Origin of the sequence: Enterococcus pallens ATCC BAA-351, from assembly GCF_000407485.1 — a bacterium.
GTDB classification, from domain to species: Bacteria; Bacillota; Bacilli; order Lactobacillales; family Enterococcaceae; genus Enterococcus_A; species Enterococcus_A pallens.
Genome location: NZ_ASWD01000001.1, coordinates 17960 through 30234 on the forward strand (window position 1 = coordinate 17960; position 12275 = coordinate 30234).

12 protein-coding genes are annotated in these 12275 nt (G+C 37.5%); 9 read left to right on the forward strand and 3 right to left on the reverse strand.

Annotated features, from left to right (window positions below):
- Positions 1–69: 69 nt before the first annotated feature.
- A complete protein-coding gene (locus I588_RS00085; RefSeq protein WP_010756879.1) occupies positions 70–1539 on the reverse strand; it encodes a sensor histidine kinase in 1470 nt (489 codons plus the stop codon).
- Positions 1540–1716: 177 nt separating this feature from the next.
- On the opposite strand from I588_RS00085, the gene I588_RS00090 reads away from it, so the two are divergent.
- The 7 genes from I588_RS00090 (at position 1717) to I588_RS00120 (ending at position 8981) form a co-directional block, all read left to right on the forward strand.
- Entirely contained in the window at positions 1717–3120 is a 1404-nt protein-coding gene (locus tag I588_RS00090; RefSeq protein WP_010756880.1) for a phenylacetate--CoA ligase family protein, read from the forward strand.
- A 190-nt stretch (positions 3121–3310) separates the two neighbouring features.
- Complete coding sequence (locus I588_RS00095; RefSeq protein ID WP_010756881.1) at positions 3311–4477, forward strand: MalY/PatB family protein; 1167 nt, start codon at positions 3311–3313, stop codon at positions 4475–4477.
- Positions 4478–4555: 78 nt separating this feature from the next.
- On the forward strand, positions 4556–4945 hold the full coding sequence (locus tag I588_RS00100) for a MerR family transcriptional regulator (protein ID WP_010756882.1): 390 nt from the start codon (positions 4556–4558) through the stop codon (positions 4943–4945).
- A 306-nt stretch (positions 4946–5251) separates the two neighbouring features.
- The gene (locus tag I588_RS00105) at positions 5252–5902 is read left to right on the forward strand and encodes an SDR family NAD(P)-dependent oxidoreductase (RefSeq protein WP_010756883.1); all 651 of its coding nucleotides are present in this window, start codon (positions 5252–5254) and stop codon (positions 5900–5902) included.
- Between the two features lie 227 nt (positions 5903–6129).
- Complete coding sequence (locus I588_RS00110; RefSeq protein WP_010756884.1) at positions 6130–6609, forward strand: PTS sugar transporter subunit IIA; 480 nt, start codon at positions 6130–6132, stop codon at positions 6607–6609.
- Between the two features lie 16 nt (positions 6610–6625).
- Positions 6626–7456, forward strand: coding sequence for a PRD domain-containing protein (locus I588_RS00115; protein ID WP_010756885.1), 831 nt, complete (start codon positions 6626–6628; stop codon positions 7454–7456).
- A gap of 88 nt (positions 7457–7544) precedes the next feature.
- Complete coding sequence (locus tag I588_RS00120; protein ID WP_010756886.1) at positions 7545–8981, forward strand: PTS transporter subunit EIIC; 1437 nt, start codon at positions 7545–7547, stop codon at positions 8979–8981.
- Positions 8982–9359: 378 nt separating this feature from the next.
- Here the strand turns inward: I588_RS00120 and I588_RS00125 are convergent, their stop codons facing one another.
- Both I588_RS00125 and I588_RS00130 read right to left on the reverse strand, forming a co-directional pair.
- Positions 9360–10241 carry a DUF3737 family protein gene (locus I588_RS00125; protein WP_010756887.1) on the reverse strand — a complete coding sequence of 294 codons (882 nt, stop codon included), beginning with the start codon at positions 10239–10241 and terminating at the stop codon, positions 9360–9362.
- Positions 10225–10608 carry a MerR family transcriptional regulator gene (locus I588_RS00130; RefSeq protein ID WP_010756888.1) on the reverse strand — a complete coding sequence of 128 codons (384 nt, stop codon included), beginning with the start codon at positions 10606–10608 and terminating at the stop codon, positions 10225–10227. The genes I588_RS00125 and I588_RS00130 overlap by 17 nt, the downstream gene beginning before the upstream one ends.
- A gap of 245 nt (positions 10609–10853) precedes the next feature.
- Between I588_RS00130 and I588_RS00135 the strand changes: the two genes are divergently transcribed.
- Complete coding sequence (locus I588_RS00135; protein ID WP_051130075.1) at positions 10854–11444, forward strand: LysE family translocator; 591 nt, start codon at positions 10854–10856, stop codon at positions 11442–11444.
- Positions 11445–11560: 116 nt separating this feature from the next.
- A complete protein-coding gene (locus I588_RS00140) occupies positions 11561–12088 on the forward strand; it encodes a cyclophilin-like fold protein (protein ID WP_010756890.1) in 528 nt (175 codons plus the stop codon).
- Positions 12089–12275 lie beyond the last annotated feature (187 nt).

The window sequence follows — 12275 nt, forward strand, 5'->3', positions numbered from 1 at the left end:
GAAGGCGATTTCTATTTGGAATCGCCTCTCGTCTTTATCAAAAATTACCTAAAAAAAGCACTCAGCTACTTAACCGGATAATTTCTTCAGAGTGATTCTGGCTTTGGGGATCATAAACCAGAAAATAGTTTCACCATCCTGTGATTCGGCACCATAAGGAATAGCATGGGCATTCAAAATCGTACTGACAATGGCAAGACCGATCCCCGTTCCTTCTTTATGGCCACCTTGATGCTGGACTCGTTGGTATCTTTCCCATATTTGATTTAATTGATCCGGCGGAATTGGGTCGCCAGGGTTGGCGATTGAAACTTTGACGCCTTCTTTATCGTAGGTAATTGTTACCAGGATTGTTTGCAAATTTTTCGTATGATTAATGGCATTGTTTAACAGGTTACGCATGACTTGTCCAATTTTTAAGCCATCGATTTCTGCAACAATTTCAGTGGAGAAGCTTTGTAATTCGACAGCAATATCGTACTGTGCAGCGATACCTTTTCCATATTCAGAAGCTGATTCGACTAGGCTATATAAGTTTATTTGATCGATATTGAGTTTTGAATAGCCTGCCTGCAGCTGAGAATAATCCATGATGTCATCAACCATGGTGCTCATTCTATTAGATTCACGTATTACAAGATCTAAGTTCTTTTTTCGTGTAGTACGATCATCCCCAGTAACGTCTCTGATCATTTCAGCATACCCAGTAATGAGAGCAAGAGGAGAACGTAATTCATGGGAAACGTTAGCAATCACTTCTTTTCTAAGGATTTCTAGCCGTTGCAGCTCCATACCTAATTGTGCTACTGAATCAGATAATCTACCCAATTCATCGTTTCGGTGAATGTCTGGAGTGGCTGAGAAATTACCGCGGGTTAAATCTGCTACGGTTTCTTCAATCTTCAAGATAGGCTTAGAAAAATGTTTTGCCAAAATGAATGAAATGAGTGAAGCCACTAAAGTTAAAAGGATACTTAGAATAAACAATTGGTGTCGATTTATTGAGAGCATTGTATCAATTTGCGTCAGTACATTATATAACATGATTGAAGCTGGTTTCTCTTGATAGGTTGTTGGTATTGCCATCGCAATAGCCGTTGTATCTACAAAGGGTTGAATATCCTTGAAGGTTTCTCCAGTTTGGGCAACTTGATAATTTTTGAGAAGCCATGAATAGTCAGCTTCTAAGTTTTGGGTATCGGCCAGCCGCCCGCTATTGTAGGCGTATAAAACATGCCCTTCTGAATCTACCAGCATAACCAGGCCTACAACAGTCTTACTCAAGAAGTGCAGGGGGTTATCATTTCTAACAGCGTCTATATTTGGAATTTTTCCTACTTGATATGCATTTTCCTGTACTCTTACGTACATATCTTCCATCGTAGCATTCAAGTAATTTGGTTCAAAAAGCTTTATTTGAACGACCCAAAGAAAGGCAATTACCAGCACAACTAAAATCATGTTGCCAGCCCATAGGCGCAATAAAAGTTTGCTTTTTAAATAACCACTGAGTATCTTCCTGAATTTTTTGATCAACATTTTGCACCTCATATATTAATGATTAGATTACTTTTATGTTCACGGGAGAGTATATCATATTTGAGTATATCTAACGTATCTGTTTTTAATAATTAACCAACAACTGAATATTTGTACACAAATCTATCACAAATGGGGCATAACATAGAAGTATAAAAATAATTAAGAGGTGCTGGAATGAACTATTTTGAGATAGTTAGCTCTTTAAGAAAATCAAGAAAAAACATTCATCGAACAAAAATTGAGCTGCAACAAATGCAAGAGCAAAAGTTTAGAGAAATTGCGAATTATGCCTATCATTATTCTGCTTACTATCGAAGAGTCTTTCAACAAGCTGGCATATATGATCGGAATCTATTCACCAAACCAATTTCTGATTTTCCTAAATTAAATAAAGAAGAATTCCTGAAAAATTTCGATGATATTGTTACCAGTAACGATCTGTCGATGGATTCACTTAGAGCGTTTGATGGCTTAGAATTGAGGAAAGATAAAAAGTATCAGGACAACTATCATCTTGTTCATTCTTCAGGAAGTACGGGGAAACCAATGTACTTTGTCTACGATGAGAATGCTTGGAATCAGATGCTTATAGGGATTATCCGAGCAGCTTTATGGGATATGAGCGAGCTGGAAATTATTCGTCTTCTGCTTAAAGGGCCCAAAATTGCTTATATAGCTGCTACTGACGGGCGTTATGGAGGTGCAATGGCTGTGAGTGGTGGCGTAAAATCTCTAAAAGGAAAACAACTTTTTTTAGATATCAAAACACCATTAAGTGAATGGATTAGGGAAATTGAAGCTTTTAAACCGAATGTAATCATAGGATATCCTTCCGCCATAAAAATAGTAGCAGATCTTGTAGCAAAAGGAGAAACTCAAGTCAATGTTTCAAGAGTGATTTCCTGTGGTGAACCACTAAATATCAATTTAAGACGATATTTTTCAGAGGTATTTTGTGCAAAAATTATCAATATTTATGGAGCTAGTGAATCACTTGCATTGGGGGTTGAAACAGATGAATCCGATGGCATGTATCTATTTGACGACTTAAATTATATTGAAGTTCAAGATGGAGAGATGTATTTAACCTCCCTATATAATTATACGCAACCGTTAATTCGATATAAAATTACTGATCAGCTGACACTAAAAAAAGTTGATCAGGGCTTTTCAAAAGCGGAAATTCTTTTGAGTAGAAATGAGGACTTGCTGTGGTTCGAGAAGTCTGATGGCATTGAAGATTTTATTCATCCGCTGGCAATTGAAGGCTTTTGTATTGAAGCTATGCTTGATTATCAGTTTGTTCAGGATAGCAATCGCAGCTTTACGATTTTGGTAGAATCAGCCCTTGGCGCTGACCACGATAGGATTCGCTCAGAGTTTCGTATGGCTATGCAGGAAATTTTGGATGAAAAAAAGCTTAGTAACGTGAAGTTTGCCATTAAGTTTGTAGATAGGATTGAACCTAACTTAATAAGCGGGAAAAAACAACTGATTCAAAAAGAATATAATTTGCTTTCAGTTGAGCCTGAATTTAGTCAATCCTTTCATGCTGAAGACAGAGTATATTCAAAATAAATTACTGATGAATGGATACCGTGGTTTAAAAATGCGGGCACGAAGTACTAAATTAGCTGGTAGTGTTGAATGAGCAAGGAATAAGTAATGCCTCGGTAATGAAAATAATTGCCGACTCGATAGACCTTCAAAATGGTAACAATAGTGCTTACTTATGAATAAAATAAACAGAGAATAGAGAGGCGTTAACATGAGTATTTTTGATCAAGAAACCAATCGATTTGAATCCTACTCCTATAAATGGGAGGTGTCTGAAGACGAATTACCAATGTGGGTGGCGGATATGGATTTTAAAACGGCTCCTGCTATCATAGAAGCCTTAAAGCTTCGAACGCAGCATGGAATTTTTGGCTACAATGTAGTTCCCCAAGAGTTCAATCGTTCAATCACGACTTGGTGGAAAAAGAGACATGATTTAATGTTAGACGAAGAATGGATACTCTATTGTACGGGAGTAGTTCCAGCTATTTCTTCTATAGTAAGAAAGCTGACTAGGGTAGGAGACAATATTGTCGTTTTGTCACCAGTTTACAATATATTTTATAATTCAATTGTAAACAATCATCGAAAAGTACTCTCTAGTGATTTGGTATATACTCAAGGAAATTACGAAATCGATTATCTTGATCTTGAAGAAAAACTGTCGGACGTTAACACGTCAATGCTAATCTTTTGTAATCCTCACAACCCGATTGGGAAGATTTGGGACAAAAAGACTCTTGAGAAGGTTGGAGAATTATGTGTAAAACACGATGTCCTAATTATTAGTGATGAGATTCATTGTGATCTTACTTTTCCCTCAGAACACTATACCCCATTTTTAGCTGTTTCTGATACCATTTCAGAAAAGCTTATTATGTGCTGCGCGCCTACGAAAGCCTTTAATATTGCTGGGTTACAGACTTCAGCGATCGTAGTAAAAAATGAAAAACTTCGAAAATTGGTTGAACGTGGAATAAATACCGACGAAGTGGCAGAGCCAAACAGCTTTGCTATTCAAGCAGCTATTGCTGCCTTTGAAAGTGGCGAAGGATGGCTGCAAGAATTAAACCGCTACTTGTATGAGAATCGATTATATATTGAAAGTTTTATCAACGAACATTTACCTGAATTACGCTTGATAGAAAGCCATGCTACCTATTTAGCATGGATCGATTGTTCAAAGTTAGCTAAAGATGCAGCAAAATTATGTCAGTTTATTCGTGAAAAAACTGGGCTATATCTAACATCCGGGGAAGTTTTTGGCTCAAATGGCCAAGCTTTTATTCGCTTAAATTATGCAACCAATCTAACTCGTGTAAAAGATGGAATGAATCGATTGTTGAAAGGGATAGAATTGTATAAGGCAGAAGGATGATTAATACTGTTGATGAACATAGTTCGTGATTTGGAAACATGCTATACTACATTTAGAGAAAGAGTTTGAGGTGATAAAATGAATATTTCAGAAGCAGCAAAACTGATGAACGTCACAGCGGTCACTTTGAGATATTACGAACGGGTAGGTCTTATTCCTCCGGTAACAAGAAAAAATGGCGGGGTAAGAGATTTCCAGCAAGAAGACTTAAATTGGATAGAATTTATTAAATGTATGAGAAGTGCGGGGCTTTCAGTCGAATCATTGATCGAATACACCTCATTGTATCAGCAAGGAGATCCTACACTGGAGGAACGGAAAAAATTATTGCAGGAAGAACGGAATCAATTGGTAGCCAAATACAACGAGATTGGTGAGACGATTAAGCGTTTAGATTGTAAAATTGAAGATTATGAAAACGGCAAATTTCAGGAAGCAGAAAAACGGCTTCCTGATTGGACAGCATAATAACATCGTACTCACAAACCTTAAAATTCTGGTTTGTGAGTTTTTTTGTTTTTCGCTAGAAGGAAAAAAAGATGAGATTTCCTGTTGACTTGATGTTAAGGTTAAGTGCTAAAGTTAGTTTATCAGATAGCATTATTTCGAAACAGCACTGATGAATGAGCACAATTTTGACGGAAGGGTGAATCTAGTATGGATAAATTTATGCTCGAGGGCAAAGTTGCAGTAATTACTGGAGCCAGCTATGGAATGGGAAGAACAATTGCAGAACTGTTTACCTATGAGGGCTCCCTGTTGTTTTAACGGTACTTGGCAAAGATAAGCTATGAAGTAGTTAATGGCTTTCGAGCTAAAGGACAACAAGCCATTGGGATAGTGGCTGATATCGGTTCAACGGAAGATACTAAGCGAGTTTTTGCACAAACAGTCGAAGAGTTTGGTGATTTAGACATCTTGATAAATAACGCTGGTTTAGGTGAACAAACGATGATTGATGAGACTGATGATGAATGGATGCAGCATGTTATGAACATCAATCTAGCTGGGCCTATGCGTTATATTCGGGAAGCGCTCCCGTACTTTTTGCCAAAAAACGACGGTGTCATCATCAATGTATCTTCGGTAAATGGTGAACGTCCGATCTGTGGAGCTACGTATACAGCGACCAAAGGAGCCTTAAACACGTTGACGAAAAATGTCGCAATTCGCCTGTCTAATACGGATATTCGGTGTAATGCTATTGCGCCGGGAGCTACATTGACGCCTGCACATTATGCCAACAAAGCTGGTGAACAGCCTGGTGGAGATAAAATGTTGGAATTTGGAAGCAAGTATTGTAATTGGAATCTCCCTGAAACAGAACCAATTGATCAGGCCTATGCTTGTTTATATTTAGCAAGTAAAATGGGGCGGCGGGTAAAAGGTCAAGTTTTACAAGTTTGTAACGGAGCCTTTTTATAAATAACAACTATCTTTTTTTTAGGATGGATATTCCCATGGAAACTGAAGAATGAAGTTTGTGAAAACTAAATAAAAAATTTTTTGTGTAAAAGGATTGACAGCGTTTTTTTACCGTGGTAGTATTCTATTCAAATAGAAAAACGGATTGTTACTCTCGCGGAGGCATTACCAAAAAGTTGTCAACTTTTGGTGTCTCTGCGTTTTTTTTATGGAAAGGTGAGTAGGATATGTTTAATGTGTTTAAGAAAAAGGGGTCGATCTTGACGGCTCCAGTGACAGGTAAGGTAATTGCTTTAGAGAATGTACTGGATCAGGTATTTGCTCAAAAAATGATGGGGGATGGTGTTGCCTTTCAATATGACGGATCAACAATCTTTTCCCCATGCGACGGAAAGGTAAAAATGATCGCTGAAACTAAGCATGCTATCGGAATAACGGATAGTGCGGGTGCCGATATCCTCATCCATATTGGTTTGGATACAGTTGCCTTGAACGGTGAAGGCTTCACAGTGAATGTGTCCGTTGGTGATAAACTATCGAAGGGTCAGCCGATCATTTCGATTGACCGGGATTTGATGGAACAAAAGGAAATTGATTTAACTACGCCCATGATTATTACTAATGCCAATGAAGTGAATTCAGTTTCTATTCTAAATCAAGATGGAGAAGCAGTAAAAGGTCAAACTGAAGTGATTAAAATTGAGTAAGAAATGAGGTCCGACAATGAAGGTCATAAAAAAAATTAATAACAATGTGGCGCTTTGTCTGGATAATAATAACCGTGAACTGATGGCTATTGGGGCAGGTATTGGATTTCCAAAGGTTCCATACGAGTTAACGGATTTAAAGAAGATTGAACGAACGTTTTATGGTGTAAATTCAAGGTATATCCAACTGATTAATGAAATTCCTGAGGATATTATCATTCTTACGGCAAATGTCCTTGATTATGCTTCAATGATGGTCGAATACGAGCTGCCTTCTAATTTGGTTTTTACGCTGGCTGATCATATCAATTTTGCGATAGAAAGACACAATAAACAAATGCCAGTAAAGCTGTCTATTTATCATGATGTGAGGCATTTGCATAAGTTAGAGGTGAAAATTGGCGAGTACGCACTTGATTTAATTCATGTAAAACTTGGGATAAAGCTATTTCCTGATGAAGCGCTGGGGATAGCGATGCATCTAATAAATTGTTATCCTTCCCAGACGAAAGATAATCTGAAGGAATATCATGTCATTGAAGACATCACGAAAATCATTGAGGAAGATTTCAATATTTCTATAGATCGAACAAGTACAAGCTATGCAAGATTTATTTCACATATGCAATATTTTCTTAGAAGAGAGAGCAGTGGCGATAATCGCAACACTGAAAACTTGAAAATATTAGACTCAGTGAAAAAAGAATATCCCAAATCCTATGATTCTGCTAAAGAAATTATCCGTTTTATCAAGCAAAGATATGGATGGGAACCAAATTCTGAAGAACTACTTTACATTATGTTACACATTAATCGATTATGCTCGCGAGAGGATTGTTACCATTAGGGCATTACCTCCGCAAAAGACTCGACTTAGTCGGGCTCTTTTGCGGAGGTTTTTTTATACAACATATTTAGAAAAGGAGTAGAAAAAAATGGCAAAGAACAATTATGACGCTTTAGGAAAAAGTATTGTCGAGAGTTTGGGAGGAGAAGGGAATATAACTTTCTTTACACATTGTATGACTCGTCTTCGTTTTAATTTAAAAGATCGGAGCATTGTCGATGAAGAAAGAGTTAAGGGCCTTGAAGGAGTAGTAGGCTCACAATGGTCCGGAGAGCAATTCCAAGTCATCATTGGAGCACAAGTGGGCGATGTCTACAATTCAATTTTAAAAAATACAACTATTGAGGGCGCAGCGAAGGTCTCCGAAGAAATTAAGGAAGAAAAGAAAAAGTTCAGTATTTCAACAATTTTTGATGCTTTTGCTGGATGTATTTCACCATTATTACCCGTCCTTATCGGGTCAGGGATGCTAAAGATTGTTACGTTAGTATTGAATTTGACTGGTGCAATTAGTCCTGAAAGTGGTACGTATATCATTTTAGATTTTGCTGGTGATGCTGGTTTCTACTTTCTTCCAGTGTTCGTAGGTGCAACGGCAGCTAGACGCTTTGGTGGGAACATGGGCTTAGGCATGATGATCGGTGGAATGTTGATTCATCCAAACTTCATCAACGCAATTGCCGAGGGGAATCTAAACTTCTTGTCTATTCCGGTCTACAGTGCTTCGTATGCTAGTACAATTTTTCCAGCAATTATCGCAGTGTTCGTAATGAGCAAAGTAGAACAGCAAGTAGTCAAGTTTTCACCTACGGCAATTCGTGCAATCTTAGAACCACTAATCACTTTGTTAGTAATGATTCCGTTAACTTTATGTTTAATTGGCCCGATTGGCGCGATGTTAGGAGTTTACGTTACAGCTGGTGTTATGTGGTTGTATAATACTATGGGATTTGTTGGAGTTGCTATCTTAGCTGCAGCTTGGCCGTTTATGGTATTAACAGGTATGCATTCAGCAATCACGCCTTATTTAACACAATCATTTGCAACACTAGGATATGAACCAATCGCTTTGACAGCCATTATTATCGCTAACTTGAACCAAGGTGCAGCAGCTGCGGCAGTAGCGTTCAAATCAAAATCGCTTACTGTTAAGTCTTCTGCGGCAACCTGTTCAATTACAGCAATCTTAGCAGGAGTAACTGAACCAGCAATGTTTGGGATCAACTTACGTTTTAAAAAACCTATGGTGGGTGCCGCAATTGGTAGCTTAATTGGGGGATGTATTGCCGGATTAGGACAAGCACATGCTTACGCATTTGCAGCAAGTGCTGGAGTTTTTGCTTTCCCAATTTACATTACAGATAATATTATGAATCTTGTTTGGATGGTTGTAGGATGTGCTGTCGGTATGCTGGGCACATTTATTTCAACACTGATTTTATACAAAGAAGAGGCTACTGACTCAACTGAGGAATCGTCAGAAACAGTTGAAGCATCAACTGATATGACAGGTGCAATGGAGTAGACTATCTAAAAGGTTAGAAATACAAAAATGAATTGAAAGATTATGCTCTCTATCTAACACGATAGACATAATCTTTCTTTTTTTAAGGCTCAAATACATTGTAGCTTTTTTCGAGCTAGTAATTTGCAGAACAATGTGTGAGTAAAACAAATAAAAAAACTCCCCAAATTATTTTATCTTTTGAAGATAAAAAATGTAATGGAGATAATGGTTAACTCAACAACTTGATTTGCTCCACAGAACCGCCGTAGTTACTAATCCGGTTTAAAGCTGCTGTACATACATCGGAAGCTAGTGATTCTGATGTATGTACAGATTTTTTTAGCTTCAACACGGTCAATTCTATCTAGACATTCCCTACTAGCCTCTTTCAATCGCTTATCCGTTTTGTTCAATTAGCTTGGTCATTTTCTCACATGCTTCTGTTAAACAAATAATTGTTTTTTCTGGATTTACTTCGGATTTTTCCATAATTAATTCTCCAATATTTTTTGCTTTGATGGAACCGGAGATAGGGTTTTTGACGCTATCAATACTGGTAAAGGCAGTCACATTTACTGTCGAATACTCAAATGCTAGGTCGGTATTTACGATTCGTCCGTTTTCGATCACTAGATTTTCGACATAGCAAAGACCTTGTTCACTTTCGATATAGCAGTTGACAAACCGTAGATTCTTAGAATTCCAGCCTAAATACTCTCCAATAATGACTGAATCATACACCGTCACATCTTTACAATTCCAAAAAGCATCTTTTGAGATCAATTTTGAGTGATGAATTTCAATGTTTTCAGCACCATCAAAAGCGTAATTTCCACTTAGTGAGAAATCAGTAGCAGTAATATTTTTACTGTTCATGGCAAAATAGTTTCCTTCAGCTTGCACGTTCGTTAAGGTAATATTCTCACAGTTCCAAAAGGTTTCTTCAGCTTTCGGCATATGCACATTGGTTAATTGAATGTCTTTGGCACGTCGGAATGTTTTAGGGGCTTCCAGCATACTATCACTAATTGAAATGTTATTGGTATACCAAATACCTGAGCGGGCCGTTTCAAGTAGGGTAGTGTTGCTCAATTCAACGTTTTCACAGTACCAAAGAGGGTATTTCCAGCGGAAAATACTATCTATAATTTCGAGGTTGCTGCTTTCTTTGAGCGGGGATTCGCCATCTTCAAACACTGTATTTTTTACAATAAGGTTATTTCTTTTGAATAATGCACGTTCTCCAGTTAAATGTTCTTGATCAATGATTGTTTTCATAGTTTTTCTCCAATTCTTCTTCTAATTGATTGAATAATAGGGTATTTTTGTCGAGTTCTTCTGTGATGGCTTCCTGGCATTTCCTAAGTTTCTTACAATGGTGATCGATTTTTTCTTTTTGCTTTTTTAGTTGTTTGATTCGCTCCTCTAATGGAAGCTCGGAATTAGTAAACTCTTTTAATTCCTTAATAGACATTCCTGAATTCTTAAGCTGCAAAAGAAATTCTAATTGCTTCCGATCGTTTTCAGAATATCTCCGGATGTTACTGATCCTTGCTATGTTAACCAGTTTTTCCTTTTCGTAATATCTTAGGGTATGTTCGTTGGTTCCAAGTATTTTGGCTAATTCACCGATTGAATAGTTCATAGTCTCCTCCTTCATTTCTTATTACCAGTAACAAGCATTGACTGAATAAAGCTACTCTATCACTTAAAGTTCAGGTTAAGTCAACGTGATTTTTCATTTTTTTCTAATCCAACTATTTCACGGAAGATTCAGCTGCCCGACAAACCCGAGAGTAATGAGTTAAAAACTATTGACTTGATGTTTAGGTGAGGGAGTACGCTAATTGAAAAGGAGGGAGAACAATCGAACATTTTCTTATTAGAGGGTTGATTATCGGTTTGATTTTTGGTGTTCCAGCGGGAGCAATCGGAGCCTTAACGATTCAAAGAACTTTACGATACGGGTTCAAAGCAGGATTCATTACCGGATTAGGATCATCTGTTGGCGATTTACTCTATGCTTGTGTAGGTGTTTTTGGCATAACATTCATTTTTCAGTTTATTTCATCGTTTCAAGTCTGGATTAGTATAATCGGAGCCTTCCTAATCCTATTGATGGCTTTATCTATCTGGAAAAAAGAAACGGCTAGTTACCATTATGAAAAAGAAAAAGAGAATCTTAATCGTTTTTTTGTCTATTCTTTTCTGATCGCTATAACAAATCCAGCGACTATCTTTTCTTTCATTATTGCTTTTACTTCTTTGGGTATCCCGGCAAAGCTGAATACAGGAGATGGGATACAGTTGATTTTGGGAATTTTGATTGGGACAACCATTTGGTGGGGAGGTCTTGCGGGAATTGTAAGTCAATTGAAGACTAGAATAACTGATAAGATATACCAAAAGTTAAACCAGGTACTCGCGATCTTTTTATTTTTATTTGCGATGATCGTGGTTATTCGCGCATTGAAACTTTAGAGGCAGCCGTCATTTTGTGAAAGATTTGTGAAAGATTCAACCGTTTTATTGACTTAACGCTAAGGTCAAGAGGTACAGTCATCCTAAGCAATAGAAAAATGAAATGAGGGAATATTATGATGAAAAGAAGATTTTTTAGAAAATTGGCTTTAGCATTGGCATTAATTGGAGTAATGGCTGGTTGTAGCAGACAGGAGGACAGCGTATCTGATGAAAATGGTGAACAAAATGGTCAAACCAGCAGTTCATTGACAGGGAATAATTCCGATCAAGCAATCGCAAATGTCTTAATCAATGTCAATGATGCCGAATTTACTATCCAGATGAACGACACAGCAACTGGTCGAGCATTAGTTTCGATGATTCCATCAACTTCCATGCGTTTGCCAACGAGTTATGAGCAAGAGGGTGTGTTGAAATACTATGATATGGCTCGAGAGGTGGTGTCTGATCCAGAAGAACTTTCATCAGTAAGTGCTGGCGAGTTTTTATTAGACGGGAATGATCGTTTGCTGTTGTACTACGAAGATACTGAATTAAATGGCAGCTATACACGTGTAGGAAGAATTGAAGATGCCACAGGCTTAGCGGAGGCTCTAGGTGACGGTGATGTTGTTTTCACTGTGTCAAGAATCAGTCAGTAGATTTTGATTAAATAGGGGACATTGCGTGCATTGGAAAAAGCAGCGAAGTAGGGAAAATTCATTCTATAGGTTTAGCTAACACTGTATAAAAGAGTTAGCTAAATTTATTCCTAAAATCATTAGTTCCGGCAATGATTTAAAATGAACTTCATTCCTGCTGTTTTAATGTTTTTCATCCAAGACGCAA